The organism is Salipaludibacillus neizhouensis, from assembly GCF_002886185.1.
Classification (GTDB): Bacteria; Bacillota; Bacilli; order Bacillales; family Salisediminibacteriaceae; genus Salipaludibacillus; species Salipaludibacillus neizhouensis.
This window is the reverse complement of record NZ_KZ614147.1, coordinates 49570-68713: the sequence shown is the minus strand read 5'-3', so window position 1 is coordinate 68713 and position 19144 is coordinate 49570. Positions and strand designations below refer to the sequence as shown.

Genomic DNA, 19144 nt, shown 5'->3' with positions numbered 1-19144 from the left:
GAGGAGGACATGACATGAGTTCAACGAATGTATGGGATGCAAACTTGTATGACGAGAAGTTGAGTTTTGTATCCCAATTTGGCAAAGGTGTGGTAGATCTCCTGGAACCAAAAGAGGGAGAGAAGATCCTTGATTTAGGATGTGGAACCGGTGATTTGACTCATGCCATTTCCAAGTCAGGTGCGATGGTTAGAGGAATCGATTTTTCAGCAGAGATGATTGAAAAGGCACGTGAAAAGTTTCCGGAAATTTCATTCGATGTTGAAAATGCCGAAAATTATAGAACTGAGGTAAAATTTGATGCTGTTTTTTCCAATGCTGCACTTCATTGGATGAAACAGGCAGGCAAAGTTATTGAATCGATTAATCTCGCATTAAGGCCTGGCGGTAGATTTATTGCTGAGTTTGGTGGGGAAGGTAATGTCGATTTTATTATTAAAGGGATCGGAGAGGTGCTCTATCAAGATTATGGAATAGATGTTGCGGAAAGAAATCCATGGTATTTCCCGAGCATCGGGGAGTATAGTACGTTGTTGGAAGCGCATGGATTTCAGGTTACATGTGCTCTTCATTTTGATAGTCCCACTCCTCTAGCAGATGGAGAAAAAGGCTTAAACCATTGGTTAGATAGTTTTGCGGATGACTTTTTTCCCGAGTTTTCAGCAAAAGAGAAAAAAGGAATTTATGAGAAAATCAGAAATTCTGCTCAATCAGCCCTTTACAAAGAAGGGGAATGGGTTGCTGATTATAAACGGATTAGGATTATTGCGATTAAAAAATAACCCCCTTTTATACGTTTCCAGAAATCAAATATAAAGAAAATATCTGGTATAGCCGTTGTATGGCTTTACCAGATATTTTTACGTGACTTATAAATTTTTATCGAACGGTTGCAATTACTAAAAGATCTTTATCTTTCTTCTAGCAGGCTCGAAATGGATATCCATTCTTTTGTGGTAGAAGATGTTTCAATTGCAGCTAAAACAGCCTGATTCCTCACTCCGTCATGAAAGTTTGGTGAGGGACTAATTCCTTTACTGATGCCATGTAACAATTCAGCAATAAGGTTAATAAATGTATGCTCATAGCCGATAATATGTCCTGCTGGCCAATAAGCACCGGCAAAGGGGTGTATGTCCTCTGTGCACGTAATGTTTCTAAACCCTTGGAGGCCAGGTTCATCGTCGTGGAAATAAACTTCCAAGTTGTTCATCTTTTCTGCATCCCATCGAATGGAACCTTTTTCGCCATTAATCTCAAATCTATTTCCATTTCGATTCCCACCTGCAAATCGAGTTGCTTCAAAAGTACCTAAGGCACCGTTTTCAAATCTTGCAATAAAAAGGCTAGCGTCGTCGACCTTTACTTCTCCCGTCATATCCTCGGATGCTTTCCCACTTAAACCAGAACTATCTTCGACGAGAGGTCGCTCTTTAATAAATGTCTCAAGAACTCCAGTTACTTCTTTGAATTCACCAACTAAAAAACGAGCCAAATCAATGCTATGTGCTGCTAAATCTCCTAGAGTGCCAGAGCCGCAGATCTCTTTGTCTAAGCGCCAAACGAGAGGGAACTTAGGATCCATGATGAAGTCTTGTAAATATGATGCTCTAATATGATAGATTTTTCCTATACGTCCAGTTTCAATTAACTTCTTTGCATATTGAACAGCAGGGGAAAACCGATAATTATGATTAATCATATGAATAACCCCATTTTTCTCCACTGCTTCAAGTATGCGCCTCGCTTGTTCAAGTGTCATTGCCAATGGCTTTTCACAAAAGACGTGTTTACCAGCCTCGGCTGCTGCAATTGCCATCTCAGCATGTGCATTGTTTGGAGTAACAATATCGATGAGGTCAATATCGTCACGTGCAATGAGTTTACGCCAATCCGTTTCATAGCTTAGCCATCCCATTTTTTCGGCTGCTTCCTTAACTCCTTCATCGTTACGACCGCAAACAGCTTGTAGAACGGGTTCTACTTCCGAATCAAAATAAAATGAAACATCCCGATAAGCATGGGAATGAGCTTTTCCCATAAATTTATAACCTATCATTCCTATTCTAATTTGCCTCTTATTTACGCCCACCATAAGTTAGTTGCTCCTTTCTGAATCAATTTGTCCTGTAAGAAATCAATCGCCTTTGAAAATCCTTCATCTACACTCATAAGTCCGTCTTCGTGTTCAATACTAATCGCACCATCGTATCCAACTAGTTGCAAAGCACTTATGATGTCTTTCCAAGTTTCTTCGCCATGACCATAGCCTACTGTTCTAAAAATCCAGGAACGTTTAGACATTTGACTGTAACTTTTAGTGTCCAATACCCCATTAAGCCCGCTGTTTTGAGGGTCTATTTTTGTATCCTTCGCATGGAAATGATAAAGGGCATTTGCTTCTCCTAACTCTTTAATACATGCAACGGGGTCCATTCCTTGCCAGAAATAATGACTTGGATCAAAATTACCTCCAATGTGGTCCCCACACTCAGCTCTTAGACGAAGTAATGTTTCGTTGTTGTAAACGACAAACCCTGGGTGAGGTTCGATAGCTACTCGTACATTATGCTCCTTTAAGAACTCATTCTGTCCCTTCCAGTAAGGGATAACTTTTTCACTCCATTGCCAATTTACTATTTCTGAAAAATCATCTGGCCATGGACAAGTAATCCATACTGGGCGTAAAGAATGTTCCGACTCACCCGGACACCCGGAGAAATTAACAACATACTCAACCCCTAGCTTTGATGCAAGGCGAACTGCATCTTGAAAGACATGATGATGTTCCGCTGCTGTTTCCTTATTTGGGTGCAGTGGGTTACCATGGCTGCTTAATGCACTGATCTTTATTCCTCTTGAATCAAAAGCCTCTTTAAAAGCTTTTAATTTATCTTCATCAGCTAATAACTCAGCAGGCTTACAATGTGCATCACCGATGTACCCTCCAGCTCCGATTTCTACTGTACTAAGACCCGAGGCCTTAATGTGATCCAATGCTTCTTCTAGAGATTTTTCTGAGAACAAAACAGCAAATACACCTAACTTCATAATTAATCTCTCCTTCATTTTTATATATTAAATAGTCGTAATTATTTTTCGGCTCCTGCCGTTATACCGCTAACAATATATTTTTGTAATGCAATAAATATAATGATAATTGGTAATGCAGCTATAGTAGATACTGCCATTAGACTATCCCATTGCGTGCCATATTGTCCTACAAATGTAGTAAGCCCCATTGTTAAAGGACGAATGGATTCATCTGTAGCAAGAGTTAATGCAAAAATTAAATCCCCCCAAGCGAATAAAAAGGCAAACGTTCCAACTGTTAATAAGGTAGGTTTTGTAAGAGGTAAAACGATTCTTACAAAAGCTGTAAAACGGTTGCAGCCATCAATAACTGCAGCATCCTCTAAGCCTTTTGGAATCGATAAAAAGAAGGGTCTCATGATCAAGACAGCAAAAGGTAAAGCAAGGGTAGTGTTACCAATTATTAAAGCCAAATAACTGTTTAAAAGATTAAAAGTACTAAACATAATAAACAAGGGCATTGCCATCATGATTCCTGGGACCATTTGTGTTACCAATAAAATGAGGAGAAAAACCCCTCCACCTTTTAAACGAAAACGCGCAAGTGCATAAGCAGCTGGTAAAGCTAAAATTAACGTTAATAGAGAAGTACCTGTGGCAATAATGAAAGAGTTTCTTATATATTTGAAAATACTTCGATCTTCTATGAGGTTTTTAATATACGCATCAAACTGAATGTTTTCAGGAAAGATCAAAGGTGGTGTAGCAAATACATCCTGAATTGGTTTGATGGAAGTCGTGATCATCCAGTAGATCGGAAATAAAAATACAATGGAAATCAACAGAGCGATGAAAAACAGACCGTATTGCTTTTTCGAATACTTCTTCACATCGACTCCTCCTTCCTAACCAAATACAAATAGATAAGGGATACAAGTGTTAGCATTAACAAAATAATAGTTGCTACTGCCCCACCATGCCCAAAATTAAAATTAACAAATGCTAATTCGTATCCATAAAAAGGTAAAACCTGTGTGGCATTAACAGGTCCACCGCCTGTCATTATTAAAATAATGTCGAATACCTTAAAGGTGTAGATAATCCCAAGCACTAACACTACTAAAATTGCAGGTTTCATTAATGGTAGCGTAATTTTATAGAAAATTTGTAATTTTGACGCTCCATCTATACGTGCAGCCTCATATACGTCTTTTGGTAGGGCTTGTAATGCTGCTAGAATCAAAATCATATTAAAGGGTATCCCAATCCAAATATTTGTAAATATGACTGCGACTAAAGCTGTGCCTTGTTGACCTAACCAATTGATGGATTCACTAATGATACCTAATTGCATGAATAAATAATTGATGACGCCGTAATCAACATCGAACAACCATTTAAAAAGTGTTCCTGTAATAACGAGAGGTGTCATCCATGCCAACAGTAGGATTGAACGGAAGAAGTTTCTAAATGGGAAAACTTGATTGAAGAACAGTGCTAAAAGAAAGCCAATAGAAATTTGGAAAAAGATAGACGAAGATGTGTAAATTAAAGTGTTTTTTAAAGCAATTTTAAAGGTAGGATCATTCAAAATATAAGCATAGTTCGCCAAACCTACAAACGATTTATCAGATGATAAATTTAATATTGTCGCATCTTGAAAACTAACAAAAATATTATAAACTATCGGATATAACATAAAAATAACTACAAAAAGAAATGCCGGAAGTACAAACAAATACTTGTATAAACTTTTCATAATAATATGAGAAAATTTAGAAGGAGAAGTTACATTCTTTTCCATATGGACCATTGTGTTCGCTTCCATTTTGATGCCTCCTTTAAATTATGAAGGGGGAGATTCCCCCCTCATACAAGTAATTACGGTAACAAAGGATTAATTCTCTCAGCAGAATCTTTCATAATTGTTTCTACATCTTCTCCAGTAATAGCTCTTTGGATAGCTTCTTGCACAATATTTGAGATTTCGGGGTATTTCGTGCCATAAGCTCGTGGTTTTGAAGTCTGAATTTGTTCCACGAATACCTGTAATTGAGGATCCTCGTTCCACTCATATTGCTCGTCAGAAGCAACATCGTCACGGTTAGGCAATCGTCCGCCTAATTCATGCATAGGTCCTAGAATCTCTTCTTGTTGTGTCCATTTAAGAAATTCCCATGCCTCTTCTTTGTGTTCAGATGTAGAAGTAATCGCCCAATTTTCGCCTCCTAGAATAGAAGCAGGATGATTTCCTTCGGGCATAAGAACAACATCCCAATTTATATCTTCTGATTCTTCTCGCAGAGTAGGTAGTTGCCAAGGGCCATTGACCATCATAGCTGCCTTTCCATTCTGGAATTGGACTAATACATCTTGTTGGTCCCAATTGATAACATTTGAGGACATAGATCCTGCATTAATCATATCCTGAATGAGTTGCATCGCAGAAATCGCTTCTGGACTGTCAAATGAATCTAAATCTGCACCAGATTGCCATAAGTAAGGCAAGAATTGAAAGGTTCCTTCTTCGCTGCTGGTTGCCGAAATGGCTAAACCTTTTCTGTCATCAGTAGTTAATTGCATCGCAATTTCCTTTAGCTCCTCCCAAGTAGTAGGTGGATCAGATATTCCTGCCTCCTCAAAAATGTCTTTATTATAGAAGAGGGCTAATGCATTACTGTTGTTAGGGACACCGTAATATTTTCCATCTAACATAACGGATTCAACGGGACCGTCGTAGTAAAGGTCCATTTCTCCCCATTCTTCAACTTCATCTGTTATATCAGCAAATACACCAGCTTCTGAAAATGATTGATGGTCAGGGTTGTCAATGATTACGATGTCGGGTAATTCGTTGCCTGCAACCCCTTGCAGGAGCCTTGTTTTTAAATCAGCAAATGGGAAGTAGGTTCTTTCAATCTCAATATTAGGATTAAGCTCCGTATACTTTTCTAGGTATTCTATTTGCGCATCTGATGGAGGAGTATCTGGGTTTAAGTAATCCCAGACCTCCAAAGTAATCACATTATCTTTAGAATTATTAGAATCAGAAGTAGCTTCATTTTCATTTAGACTCTGCCCGTTATCCGAACTGGTTTCTTCATTCGAGCTACAGCCGACTAAGGAAACTACTAGTAAAATCCACACAAAAGAAAATAATTTAAAGTATTCATTCATTGTCGAATCCCCCTATTATTTAATTATTAAATAACTGTTATTAGAGATATCTATTTCTTTTTCTTTACTAATAGATTCTAATGCTCCACCTACTAATGCAAAACTTTTGATGTTATCTTCAATATGAGTTACTGGTTTTCGATTTTCCTTTATGGCCTGAACTAGTTCGAACAGAGAATACTCTTGATCTGTATACGGCATATTAGGTAATGGTATTTTTTGAGTTTTTCCATCTTCAAGAGTCATGGAAGGGACATCGTCGATTAATTCAACCATTCCTTTTTCTCCAATAAGGCGTAAGTCTCCATTCCAAGAGGTTTCTTTCCCTCGGGTGACCCAACTTCCAAAATAATTCACCATAATATTGTCAAAGGAAATGATAGCAGAAGCGACGGCATTACCACCAAACCAACTCCAAGATGGTTTCATGCTCTTGGCAAAAATCGAGGTTGCATCTTTTCCTAAAATATGTCTCAGTAGATCAAAATGGTGAATACTCATATCCTCTATTAAAATTTCATTATATTTATCGCGCCACCCCCCAAATTTTGTCGCCCTTCTAAAGTTCCATTCTCCATATTCTACTGTTCCAATCTGACCTTCTTGAATACAGAGTCTGATCGCTTCTATTGCCGGTCGCCATCTATAATTTTGACTAATCATAATGAATTTCCCATATTTTTGAGATTCGGTAAATAATTCCAAGGCTTCTTCAAAAGTATGAGCAATAGGTTTTTCCATGAAGACATACATATCTGCTTTTAAAGCGTCCATTGCCAACGTTTTATGAGTTTGAGGAGGTGTTGCAATAATAGCTGCATCTGCCTTAATATTTGCAAAAGCTTCTAAGTGATCTTGGTACATAGGTATATGGGGGCTGTTCAATATTTCTTTCCCATTCGTCAAGTTGTGATCATCTACATCTACAACAGCTACAATTTCTATGTTTTCAAAATCTCGTAATATTTGTAACCATTTTTGCCCAAAACCACCTACACCAATTTGAATTACTCTGAGTTTTCCCATTTTTACCACCTTCATTTTTTATACTAGCCATGAGTACTGTTATAGAGCGCTTTCATTTTTAGGCGTTGATATCTAAAAACTTCTAATGAAAGAGCATGAATACAACTATTTCATCGCGATATACAATTATGATTAACGTACCTCATAAGAGGACAAAAAAACATATATTTAAACGCCTAGATAAAACGGCTAAATTAACATTTTAATGAAGTACGTTACTTTCACCTCCTGTTTCATTTCAAATATGATTAACGTACCTCATCATGATCAAACCTATTTATGGATATAATATTTCACATTACCTTTTGTCACAATTTCCAATTTTACAATATCTCTCGATTGTTCTATTGGAATGTCGAGCATGAGGTGATTAAATACTTTTCGAACCGATAAGTAGCCTTGATGGACAGGATCCTGACAGATTGAAGCTGTAACTATTCCTCTTATAAAAAATTGATGAATTTCTTCACTCATATCATGACCTAGTAAGACTGGCATATTATTAAAGTTCATTTGTTCAAGACAGGTTGCTACTTCTACTAAAACGCCGCTCGCCACATAAATACCATCCATATCACTTAGTTCATCTTTTAAGGACATGATCGAGGGAATTAAGTTATTACTCTCAATTTCAAACGAATAGATTTGCTTTTTATCATTACATTTCCTCATATACTCTTTAAATCCATGGACTTTCTGTTTGATTTGTAAAGAATGTCTACTTCTCAATCTGGAGCTTTGTTTTAAGGAGTCTTTAGCGTCAGTAACTTCCTGTTTTTTTACTTCTAAGGTATTAATTTGGTCTGTAATTAATGCTATTTTCTTTGAGTTAGGAGTAAATTTGTCTAAGAGATCCCCAGCTAATTTACCTGAGTCTTCATAGTCAGCTCCAACATAGGAAATTCGCTTACTTAATGGAGAATCAGTATTTAATGTATAAATTGGGATCCCTCTTTCAATTCCTTTATTAATTATGTCTATAAAAGGAAAGTCATCAATTGGCGAAAGTACTAAACCATCGTATTTTTCTGAATTTATTATCTCCTGAACAGTTTCTAGTTGTTCTTCTATATCAAATTTCTTTGTTCTTATCGTCTCGATATAAAAGCCGTAGTCTTGAAAATCTGCAACAGCGCTTTTTATGCCTAGCTCAATTTCGTTCCAAAAGTATTCAGGAAATTCAGGGAATACAAAGGCTATTAAAACTTGTTTTTTTCGAGATAGAAAACTAGCAGATTTATTCGGTATATAATTTAGTTCCTCTGCTTTTTCTAATATCTTCTTACTTGTTTTAGGACTCACTCCCTTTCTGTTATTTAATGCACGATCTACTGTTGCAATAGAAATACCTAGTTGTTCTGAAATCGTCTTCGCAGTTACCTTCATCAGCCATCACCATATCCCTAGTAAAATGTTTACAAAAAATGATAAATCGAATTTCTTACCTAATTTATACCTTACGAGTGATACGGTTGTCAATACATTTTAATTGAATTTTCTGATATATGAGTTACGTACCTCGTATTATTGCTGATTAAGACAAAAATTGCAAGATAGTGGGTTACTTTAACGAAGAGAACTTAAAAGGTGTACTCTGATAATTTCTGGCATTGGGGATTCCTTCGCTTATTACTATTAAAGTTGTCTCAAAAGGTCTATTGAGGCCTTTTGGGACAACGCCTTTGTTCCAAATAAATGATTTATATGCTATTTTTTACTTTAAGAAATTAGAAATAACCTCAAGCTTATTCTGTTTCTATTTTCTTTTTTGTAAGTTTAAAGAACGCAATCGATCCAATAAAAGATGTTATAAATAATGTCGCGCCCATCGGAATAGCGGTTGTCTCATTAATACCAACAAGGGGAGCCACCATGCTGCCAAGTAATAAAGGAAGCATTCCTAAAACGGCGCTAGCACTACCTGCACGATGTCCTTGTTTTTCCATCGCTAGTGTAAATGAACTTGTTAGGATCATGCCCATACAAGTCATGTAAATAAATATCGGTATGACAAGTGTGGCTAGTGGACCTTCTATGATTGTCATAATAAGAAGGATAGAGGTTGCACTTACCGCTATGACTACAGCTGCTCGAAGCAAGCTTCGTTCATGAACAATTCCTCCAAAACGACCGATGATAAAACTCCCCATAATAATACCAAGTCCGTTAATGCCAAATAAAATACTAAAGACTTGAGGAGAAACACCGTAAATGCCTTGATAAACGAAAGGAGTTCCTGCTACATAAGCAAAACTTCCCCCGTGAATAAATCCAACGGTTAAGGCGTAACCGATAAAGGAACGATCTTTTAATAAATTTCCCATCGTGCGAATGGAATGGCCGATGGTACTCGGAATCCGCTTCTCTGGCGGTAACGATTCCTTTAAACGTATCGCAGCAATCGCGACAATGATAAACCCAAGCAAGCTCAAAAAATAGAAAATCGTGTGCCAACTGGCAAATGGTAAGAGTAGAATGGCTCCTCCGGCAATCGGTGCTGCCATTGGTGCTACTGCATTTATAACCATTAAAAGTGCAAAAAACTTAGTAAGCTCTCTTCCACTGAAAACATCACGCACTACTGCACGGGAAAGAACAATTCCTGCCGAAGCAGTTAATCCTTGTAACAATCGACCAATTACTAAGGTCGTAATATTTGGTGCAAGTGCACAGAGCATAGATGCTACTGCAAAGAGGAAAATAGATATTAACAAAGGTTTTTTTCGTCCCTGTGCATCACTGATTGGTCCAATAATTATCTGGCCAATGGCAAGTCCAATTAAACATGTTGTTAAACTAAGCTGTACGAGTGAGGCACTTGCCCCTATGTCATCCGCAATATCGGGAAAACTCGGTAAATACATGTCAATATTAAGCGGACCTAATATGGCAAGCATTCCGAGGAGAAAAGCCAATTTCAAACGTTCTTTTCCTGTTGGATTATGAAGCATACATCATAAACACCTTTCCTACCTAGCTAAAGATAATCGTTGTTGTTTTTCAGACCTATTTTATTATAAGGGATAACTCCAACTTAGTTAAGTGATATCCTAAAGGAAGACTACTAAGTAACTTATCAAACACCAATTTTATGGAGGGAGAATAATGATGAAGATTGCAAACGTGTACCATTATGATGCGTTTAGTAACGAAGCCGGTAAAGGTAATCCAGCCGGGGTAGTTTTAAACGGTGATGATTTTACCGAAAAGGAAATGCAGGAAATCGCTTTTAAAGTGGGATTTAATGAGACTTCTTTTAAAATTTCATCTGGGGTAAATGATCTGGGAATACGTTTTTTTACACCAGGACATGAAATGGATCTATGTGGTCATGCCACAATGGCAACGATATATGCGTTGAAAACAAAAGGATTATTAAAGCAAACAGATCAAGTAACGATAAAAACTAGAGCGGGGAGTTTACCCATTTGGATTGATTCGACCGGACCCGAAAGGATTCAAATAACGATGCAACAAGCCCCCCCACAATTCGATAAATTCAAAGGTTCTCTCAAAGAATTAGCAAATACGATTGGACTACAGGTAGATGATATTGATGACAGTTTACCGATACTGTACGGAAGTACAGGGGTTTGGACATTATTGATCCCTATAAAAACACTAAAAGATTTTAAAAGAATGAATCCTAATAATAAATTGTTTCCTTCTGTGTTAAAAGAGATGCCTAAAGCATCGATTCACCCTTTTTGCTTGGAAACCTATGATACCAATGCGGATATGCACGCCCGGCATTTTTCATCTCCTCATTCCGGAACTATTGAAGATGCAGTTACCGGTACGGCTTCAGGGGTGATGGGTGCGTATTATGCTCAGTTTATCAAGAGGAGTTTTCAAGGTACCTTAGATCTAATCGTGGAGCAGGGACATGAAATAGGGAAAGATGGTCGAGTTCTAGTTAGAGTTTCCAAAAATGACGAAAAGTATGGTGTGGAGATTACCGGTAACGCGGTATTTGTGAAAGAGTTAGGGGCTAAGCTGTTTTGTCTTGAATAAGAACCTAGTTTCCCCATAATAAGAGATGCTGAAACTGTTCCTTCCCTTATAGAATGAGCTAATCGCAAAACATCCTCATAATTTTCTTTAATGACCTTTGTATTTATTTGTCCACGTAAAATGGCTTCTAATTTTGGATATTCCCTTGCTTTACCTATTGTAAATAATTTTGAGTCTGATAAATCTCTTATTCTTGGAGCAAATTTAAATCCTAATAGATGAATCAGTCCAAATATTTGGTCTGTGTAACCGGCCTTAATTGTACTTTACCATCAACGATATACTTTCATTCAAGCCTTGAAACAAGGAGCCAGCGAATTTAAGGAAGGTGAACAATATTCATTTTGGGAATATGAACACTGGACACGGAAATGTTTTGTACTAGAAAATCTTATTCGTGAACGAATCGGTTATTATCCACCTAAAATAACAGATTCATATATCGAAAACCTTGCAGCTAAGATTGAATAATCAACAAAAAAGGATATGGTCATCCAGCAACCGAAGCCCATTAAAAATTAATTGAGTTTAGTCCAACACTAATAATAATTAACTGTTATTGATCCTTTTTTCATTTCTTATTGAACGTTATTCCAGTTTGTCTATATTTTCAATTAAAGCTTTTTGAACTACCTCAACCATGGTCATATCATTCATTGCAGCAAATGTACGTAATTAGACTAAATAGAAAGAGCAAGATTTGTTAAATAACCAACAAGAATAGACAAGAAAGAAAGATAATTTATGTGTATAATGAATAAAGAGAAAGCTTACAAATTAACTCATTATTTAAATATTGGTTAAATTAAACCTTATGAAAAAGGTTCGAAACTTTAACTATTATTAAGGTGCTTTTATTATGAGATTTAATAAATATTGTTATAAGGGCTGATTTTAGAATGCTAAGTTTAGCAGCGAATTATAATTGGGGCTTAATACTAGATCAACATGAAAGAATACTAATGGCTATTAAAGATAGAAATTCTGTCCTTGCAGAGAAGGTTATGGAGGAGCACCTTAAGAAACTAACCTTTGAGCAAGATACACTAAAAAATGAATATATAAGTTATTTTAGATAAAAATTTTTAAACTGAATTGAAAGCGCTTTATAATTTAGAATTACAGCTATGCTGTGTTATATAAATAGTTAATTAGGGGGACTTGGAGATGAAATTGAGCAGAAGACTTCTTTCTATGTTTGTTGTTTTAACAATAGTACTGCTTACGGCTTGTAGTGGTGATCAAACCTCTGGTGAAGTGAAGGTGGTACTTCTGATGCAGGACGCGGGGAAGCATAATTATTAAATCGACAAAGAACTCTTTAAGCGATTCGCCCTACGGATTGAATAAATTTGTTGTTAAACGCTGCCTAACTTTATTTGATGTCAGGCCCTTGTTGATCCGTTTCAGAATTGAAAGTTTAGAACTTGTTCCTAGGATAAGGAGATGAATAAGGAAGGATGTTAAGTGAATTAGAAGCTAGAATAAATCAATTGAGAAATGAATTAACCCAAATTGTTGAAGTAACGGGTCTAAATAGCCCTGACACCATTTATTTTAGTCAAAAATTGGACGAGTTCATCTTAATTTATCAAAAAGTTAATGCAAATAGTAGATTGTCAGAGTATTCATTATCAGAACCTATATTATTTGGTTGTAACAAAATATGTAAAAAGTAAACTTTGGAAAACGAATTTGGATAATAGTAAAGCGATTATTAAAGGATCGAACTGAATATTTAGTACAAATCTTTCTAGAAAAATATTAATCTAAAAAATGATATTTAACTTCTACGTTCTACACCTATAGAAGAAATACTCTCTTTAAAAGAGTCAAGATCAAGTAAAAATTTCATCTTAGAACTTCCTACATTGACTCAGATCACCTCAATACCGTTATGTTAATGTTAAATAGAAAGAGCAAGATTTGTTAAATAATCAACAAGAATAGACAAGAAAGAAAGATAATTTATGTGTATAATAAATAAAAAGAAAGCGTACAAATCAACTCATTATTTAAATATTGGTTAAATTAAACCTTATGAAAAAGGTTCGAAACTGTAACTATTATTAAGGTGCTTTTATTATGAGATTTAATAAATATATTGTTATAAGGGCTGATTTAATGGAAGAATTAACTTGTATAGAAACGAACCAAGAGTTAGATAAGCAATTTTTATATATGCGTAACCGATGGAGGGGAAATTATCGTAATTCCTTGCATTCACATAATGGTTTTGAGATTTTTTATTTTCATCAGGGTACAGCAAGCTATATTGTAGGTGATGGGGTTTACCAATTAAAACCAGGCGATATGCTTATATTCAATGGTAGGGTTCCTCATCAAGTATTTCCTTCAGATGATGAGCCTTATGTGAGAAGTTTTATAAACTTTATACCTTCTCTTTGTGAAAAATGTTTACCCGAAGATATTTTAAATACTTTAATTGGATTGTTTAACAGCACCCATGGTCTATTAATTCATTGGGAGGGGAGTGAAAAAATAAGAATCGAACAACTTATTGAAGAAATGGTTCATGAATTCGATGAAGAATCTTGTGGCTTTTTTCCCTTAACAAAGGCTTATTTGTCACAACTTCTAATTAAAATTTATCGGAAATCTAAAGATGCGATTAAGACTAGTATTGAAGCACAATCTTCACAGAAAGAAAAGCATGTGTTAAGTACGCTAAGATATTTAAGTGATCACTTTAGAGAAAATGTTACACTTGACCAGTTAGCTAATGAACTGCATGTTAATAAACATTATTTGTGTCACATTTTCAAAGAAGTAACAGGTTTTACTATAAACAAATATTTAACAAGTAGGAAGATTGAAGAGGCCAAGAGCTTATTGGTTACGACAAATGATCCAATTGGGATAATTTCGGAAAATCTAGGCTTTAATAGTGCGGTTCATTTCAGTCGATTATTCAAGCAATACATCGACATTTCGCCACAAATGTATAGAAAAAAATTTAATTATAGCTATTATCAGCTTGATTATTTTCTCAGTCAGATATAAGCTTTGGAAAATCTAGTAAATAGGGATAGAATCCAGATGGAACCATTAATGGTATTAAATATAAATCTAATACCACACTATTATGACTTCAATATTCAGAAAATTCAGAAAGTCTTCCTATAAAATCTCATAAAAGCGACTAAAAGAGATTTTGTTTACTAGTAATATAAGGTTAAATTATTAAGGGTAAAACTGTTTTTAGAATCTAAGATTATTGCAAAATAAGAAGAATTGAAAGGGGTTTCTTGAATGATTAAAGTAGCGATCGTTGGTGCTGGTTCCATTTCGGGTGCACATATTCAGGGATATCAACAATTTTCGGAAAGATGTGAGATTGTAGCTTTATGTGAAATTTATTCAGAGAAAGCTAAGAAACTGAACGAAAAGTTTCATTTAAAAGCGGATGTTTATAGCGATTACAAGGAAATGCTAAATCGCTCAGATATTGACTTAGTTTCTGTTTGTACTCCTCCGTATACACATGCAGAAATTTCAATTGCCTTTCTAAACGCTGGTAAGCATGTGCTGATAGAAAAACCTATGGCGTCGTCATTAGAAGAATGTGATGCGATTAACCGTGCTCAGGAGAAAAGTGGCAAAATTTTATCAATTATTTCCCAGAATCGCTTTACAAACCCAATGATGAAGGTAAAGGCTGTTCTCGATACGAGATTAATGGGACCAATTGTCCATACCCAGGTGGATTCATTTTGGTGGAGAGGACACAGTTATTACGATCTCTGGTGGAGAGGAACATGGGAAAAGGAAGGCGGAGGCTGCACATTAAATCACGCTGTCCATCATATAGACATTTTTCACTGGATGAATGGTATGCCTTCTGAAGTAACAGCGATCACAAGTAATACATCCCATGATAATGCAGAGGTTGAAGACCTATCGATAGCGATTTGTCGTTATCCGAATGGTAGCTTGGCTCAGATTACAAGCTCGGTCGTCCATCACGGAGAAGAACAGCAATTGATTTTTCAGGGTGAAAAAGCGCGTGTATCTGTACCATGGAAGGTTAATGCATCAAAATCAAAATTGAATGGCTTTCCTGAAAAGGACGAAGAGTTAGAAACAAAATTGCAAACAGCCTATGAACAATTACCTGACCTTGAATACATTGGACATACTGCACAAATAGAAGATGTCTTATCAGCAATTGAAGGGAAGAAAGATGTCCTTGTGGATGGAAAACAAGGAAAACAAACCGTTGAGTTAATTACAGCGATTTACCAATCAGCTAGCACAGGCCAAACAGTAAAGCTTCCACTAAATGAAAATAGTCCATTCTATACTAGAGAGGGTGTAATTAAAAATGCTACCCACTTTTATGAAAAGACAGGCCATGTTGAAAATTTCATAGAAAATGTGATTACAACAGGCGGTAAATACGAATAGCTTTAGCTGTGATAGAAACATTTTTACTCTTAATCTTACTATAAAGGATCAAACGGTGTGTGATGGAATGAACTTATGCTTCAGTAATAAATTCACATTTTCTTATATATTCTCATGGAGTAGCTTAATGACTATTTGGAAACCCCTTGTAAATTAGTACTGTCAATATTATAAGAATTTTATAACTACCATATTAATATAGTATTGTGCTAATATAACAAAATGCTAATTAATAGAATTAACTCATGTTTTCCATGGAATTTCAGGGTTCAAAGATATTAAAGTAGACAGGTGGGATTATTCAAATGAAATCTTTTATGGATAAAGATTTTTTACTTCAGACCGAAACAGCTAAAAAATTGTACCAAGACTATGCAGCGATCATGCCAATCTATGATTATCATTGCCATTTAAGCCCACAGGAAATCTATGAAAATAGAGCATATAATAATATGACTGAATTGTGGCTTAAAGGAGATCATTACAAGTGGCGGGCAATGCGGGCCAATGGGATAGATGAATATTATATTACCGGTGAAGTCGATGACTATGAGAAGTTTGAAAAATGGGCGGAAACGGTTGAAAAATTGATAGGAAACCCACTTTATCATTGGACGCACATGGAATTACGACAATACTTTGGTGTGGAAACAGTCTTAAAAAAAGATACTGCAAGAATAATTTGGGATCAATGCAATGAAAAACTGCAGATCACAATAGAGGTTGGGTAATGCAGTACCATATTGGTGCATTAAGAAGTGCCAATTCCCGATTGTTCCGTAAGATTGGAATTAATATCGGCTGCGACTCTTTACAGGATGAACCAATTGCCATTCCACTAGTAAAATTACTTGATGAGTTAGATCTGGCGAGCTTCCCAAAACGATCTTATATGGACTAAATCCAAATTATAATGAAACACTGGCAACAATCGCGGGGGACTTCCAAGAAGGAGGAACTCCGGCAAAAGTTCAGTTTGGATCGGCATGGTGGTTCAATGATCATATCGACGGCATGGTTGAACAAATGAAAACGCTTGGTAATTTAGGACTACTATCGAGATTTGTCGGAATGTTAACCGATTCCCGCAACTTCTTATCATACAGCCGACATGAGTATTTCCGCCGAATTTTATGTGATATTATTGGAAATTGGGTTAAAAATGGGGAATACCCAAATGACCTTGAATGGTTAGGCAATATTATACAAGATATCTCATTTAACAATGCTTTACAGTATTTTGATTTTCAATTAAAGAAAAAGATTTACTCCTTAGCTTAAAGCAGCTATTAAAATCATTATAATCCTTTAATGTACAAAGGGGGAGAATTTTGCTAAAGCTAGGCATAGATGAACTCAAACAATTTTCCGTAATGGGCATTAAAACACCAGAATATGATGTGAAAAAAATTTGGGAAAATACTAAAAAGAACCGATATATTACACTTCGACTACAGTGGGTAACTCCCAAAGTAGTAGTAAACAATAGTATTAATTAGTAGGAGTGGTAAAAATGAAAGCGCTTCACAATAGGGCTTGGAATGAGTTTTACACATTTTTTCTGTCATTTTAATTAAGGCACTTAAGGGGTGATTTTAATGGCTCAACCACAGTTAGAGGTTCAAGAGTCTTCACATTCAAAGCTTCAACACAAAACTCAAGTAAATAAAAAGTCGTTATTAACAAGAATGTGGAAAGAACGTTGGTTATATGTCTTTCTAGTTCCTGGAATTATTTACTTTATCGTGTACAAATACCTCCCAATGTGGGGAATATTAATGGCATTTATGGACTATAAACCATATCTTGGATTTTGGGATAGTCCATGGGTAGGGTTGAAACATTTCGAAAGATTTTTTTCAGAGCCTGAATTTTGGACGTTATTACGGAATACTCTTTGGATTGCGACACTAGATTTGATAGTTTTCTTCCCGTTTACGATTGTTATTGCATTATTGCTGAATGAAGTAAGAAAAGAAATGTTTAAACGGACTATTCAGACGTTTGTTTATGTACCCCACTTTCTATCTTGGGTTGTTGTGGTGGGTATTAGTTATATTCTTTTTACAACTGAAGGTGGAGTCATCAATGAAATCCTTGCAAAATTGGGTTTTGACAAAATCAATTTCTTAATGAATGAAGACCTGTTTAGGCCGATGCTCATTTTACAAATGGTTTGGAAGGATGCTGGTTGGGGAACGATTATCTTTCTTGCTGCTTTAGCGGGGGTCAATCCAGGGTTGTATGAAGCAGCAAAAATGGACGGAGCTAATCGATGGCGACTCTTGTGGCATATTACATTACCCTCGATACGAAGTGTGATTGTCATTCTATTAATTCTTCGCCTTGGAAATTTTATGGACTTAGGATTTGAGCAAATCTTTTTAATGACAAATGCAATGAACCGTGAGGTAGCAGAAGTGTTTGATACGTATGTTTATAGAGTAGGACTTCAACAAGGACAATTTAGTTACAGCGCAGCTGTTGGTTTGTTTAAATCAATTGTTGGTTTAATTTTAGTTCTAGGGTCCAATTATCTGGCAAAGAAAGCTGGCGAAGAAGGAATTTACTAAACTTGTAAGGAGGGAGTTTACATGCAGGACAAAACCATTGGAAGTAGATTGTTCGACTATACGAACTATTTTTTATTAACTCTAGTAGGTTTAACAACCATTATGCCGTTTATCTATGTAGTGATTACTTCTTTTTCTGCAACTCCAGGATTAATACCGAAAGAATTTACATTGGATGCTTATCGATATATTTTTTCTACTGATACGTTTACCAATAGTTTGATGGTCTCCATTTATATTACAGTGTTAGGTACATTGATTAATCTTGTGTTGACATGTTTGATGGCTTATTCGTTATCTTATAAACACCTTCCTGGACGAAACATCATTTTATTATGTGTATTGATTACGATGTTATTTAGTGGTGGAATGATTCCTACTTACTTTGTTGTAAAAGCAACTGGGTTGATTAACACACTATGGGCATTAATGATTCCAAACGCGATTAGTGCTTTTTATTTAATCATCTTAAAAAATTTCTTCCAACAAATTCCTAGAGAGTTAATAGAGGCTGCCAAAATAGATGGATGTCATGAAATAGGTTTATTATTCCGAATAGTTTTACCTTTATCTTTACCTGCCATTGCTGCATTTGGCTTATTCTACGCAGTTGGGCTTTGGAATCAATATTTTAATTCAATTATGTATATTTCCGATTCGGATAAATGGCCGGTTCAAGTTATTTTAAGGCAAGTGGTGATATTAGCTTCTGGAGGAATTGGGGAATCATCATCAATGGACTCAGACTCGACTGTAACATATTCGGAATCCATTAAAATGGCGACAATCGTCATAGCTACCATTCCCATTATTATTGTGTATCCATTTTTACAAAAGCATTTTGCTAAAGGGGTATTAATAGGTTCGGTTAAAGAGTAAGTTACTTAAGTCAT

At 35.8% G+C, this 19144-nt stretch carries 18 protein-coding genes and 2 pseudogenes; 11 read left to right on the top strand and 9 right to left on the bottom strand.

Annotated features, from left to right (window positions below):
* Positions 1-14 precede the first annotated feature (14 nt).
* Entirely contained in the window at positions 15-782 is a 768-nt protein-coding gene (locus CEF18_RS17145) for a class I SAM-dependent methyltransferase (protein WP_110937782.1), read from the top strand.
* Positions 783-910: 128 nt separating this feature from the next.
* Here CEF18_RS17145 and CEF18_RS17140 read toward each other — a convergent pair whose 3' ends face one another.
* From CEF18_RS17140 to CEF18_RS17105, 8 genes are all read right to left on the bottom strand, one after another.
* Positions 911-2095, bottom strand: coding sequence for a Gfo/Idh/MocA family protein (locus CEF18_RS17140; protein WP_223292390.1), 1185 nt, complete (start codon positions 2093-2095; stop codon positions 911-913).
* Positions 2083-3051, bottom strand: a complete 969-nt coding sequence (locus CEF18_RS17135) for a sugar phosphate isomerase/epimerase family protein (protein WP_110937781.1) — start codon at positions 3049-3051, stop codon at positions 2083-2085. Before CEF18_RS17135 ends, CEF18_RS17140 begins: the two co-directional genes overlap by 13 nt.
* A 41-nt stretch (positions 3052-3092) precedes the next feature.
* Complete coding sequence (locus CEF18_RS17130; protein WP_223292389.1) at positions 3093-3923, bottom strand: carbohydrate ABC transporter permease; 831 nt, start codon at positions 3921-3923, stop codon at positions 3093-3095.
* On the bottom strand, positions 3920-4861 hold the full coding sequence (locus CEF18_RS17125) for a carbohydrate ABC transporter permease (RefSeq protein WP_223292388.1): 942 nt from the start codon (positions 4859-4861) through the stop codon (positions 3920-3922). The genes CEF18_RS17130 and CEF18_RS17125 overlap by 4 nt, the downstream gene beginning before the upstream one ends.
* A 53-nt stretch (positions 4862-4914) precedes the next feature.
* The gene (locus CEF18_RS17120) at positions 4915-6210 is read right to left on the bottom strand and encodes an ABC transporter substrate-binding protein (protein WP_110937780.1); all 1296 of its coding nucleotides are present in this window, start codon (positions 6208-6210) and stop codon (positions 4915-4917) included.
* 15 nt (positions 6211-6225) lie between these two features.
* On the bottom strand, positions 6226-7236 hold the full coding sequence (locus CEF18_RS17115) for a Gfo/Idh/MocA family protein (RefSeq protein ID WP_183041176.1): 1011 nt from the start codon (positions 7234-7236) through the stop codon (positions 6226-6228).
* A gap of 273 nt (positions 7237-7509) precedes the next feature.
* On the bottom strand, positions 7510-8622 hold the full coding sequence (locus CEF18_RS17110; RefSeq protein WP_110937778.1) for a LacI family DNA-binding transcriptional regulator: 1113 nt from the start codon (positions 8620-8622) through the stop codon (positions 7510-7512).
* Positions 8623-8981: 359 nt separating this feature from the next.
* Complete coding sequence (locus tag CEF18_RS17105) at positions 8982-10187, bottom strand: Bcr/CflA family efflux MFS transporter (protein ID WP_110937777.1); 1206 nt, start codon at positions 10185-10187, stop codon at positions 8982-8984.
* A gap of 157 nt (positions 10188-10344) precedes the next feature.
* Here CEF18_RS17105 and CEF18_RS17100 point away from each other — a divergent pair, with 157 nt between their 5' ends.
* Positions 10345-11250 carry a PhzF family phenazine biosynthesis isomerase gene (locus CEF18_RS17100; RefSeq protein WP_110938785.1) on the top strand — a complete coding sequence of 302 codons (906 nt, stop codon included), beginning with the start codon at positions 10345-10347 and terminating at the stop codon, positions 11248-11250.
* Here CEF18_RS17100 and CEF18_RS17095 read toward each other — a convergent pair.
* Positions 11226-11513, bottom strand: a pseudogene (locus tag CEF18_RS17095) (Tn3 family transposase); the annotation flags it as partial. The gene CEF18_RS17100 and the pseudogene CEF18_RS17095 sit on opposite strands and share 25 nt — an antisense overlap.
* Before the next feature lie 606 nt (positions 11514-12119).
* Between CEF18_RS17095 and CEF18_RS27260 the strand changes: the two are divergent.
* The 9 genes and pseudogenes from CEF18_RS27260 to CEF18_RS17060 all read left to right on the top strand — a co-directional run bounded on the left by CEF18_RS27260 (position 12120) and on the right by CEF18_RS17060 (position 19130).
* Positions 12120-12329 (top strand): FCD domain-containing protein, encoded by a 210-nt coding sequence (locus CEF18_RS27260; RefSeq protein WP_407690432.1) that lies wholly within the window; start codon positions 12120-12122, stop codon positions 12327-12329.
* Positions 12330-12417: 88 nt separating this feature from the next.
* On the top strand, positions 12418-12555 hold the full coding sequence (locus CEF18_RS26050) for a hypothetical protein (protein WP_183041175.1): 138 nt from the start codon (positions 12418-12420) through the stop codon (positions 12553-12555).
* A gap of 155 nt (positions 12556-12710) precedes the next feature.
* Entirely contained in the window at positions 12711-12929 is a 219-nt protein-coding gene (locus CEF18_RS17085; protein WP_110937775.1) for an aspartyl-phosphate phosphatase Spo0E family protein, read from the top strand.
* Positions 12930-13335: 406 nt separating this feature from the next.
* Positions 13336-14274, top strand: coding sequence for an AraC family transcriptional regulator (locus CEF18_RS17080; RefSeq protein ID WP_110937774.1), 939 nt, complete (start codon positions 13336-13338; stop codon positions 14272-14274).
* A 249-nt stretch (positions 14275-14523) separates the two neighbouring features.
* Positions 14524-15678 (top strand): Gfo/Idh/MocA family protein, encoded by a 1155-nt coding sequence (locus CEF18_RS17075; RefSeq protein WP_110937773.1) that lies wholly within the window; start codon positions 14524-14526, stop codon positions 15676-15678.
* A gap of 305 nt (positions 15679-15983) precedes the next feature.
* A pseudogene (locus CEF18_RS17070) lies at positions 15984-16959 on the top strand (glucuronate isomerase).
* 50 nt (positions 16960-17009) lie between these two features.
* Complete coding sequence (locus CEF18_RS26045; protein WP_183041174.1) at positions 17010-17177, top strand: hypothetical protein; 168 nt, start codon at positions 17010-17012, stop codon at positions 17175-17177.
* Positions 17178-17366: 189 nt separating this feature from the next.
* On the top strand, positions 17367-18251 hold the full coding sequence (locus CEF18_RS17065) for an ABC transporter permease (protein ID WP_110938784.1): 885 nt from the start codon (positions 17367-17369) through the stop codon (positions 18249-18251).
* A 21-nt stretch (positions 18252-18272) separates the two neighbouring features.
* Entirely contained in the window at positions 18273-19130 is an 858-nt protein-coding gene (locus tag CEF18_RS17060; protein WP_110937772.1) for a carbohydrate ABC transporter permease, read from the top strand.
* Positions 19131-19144 lie beyond the last annotated feature (14 nt).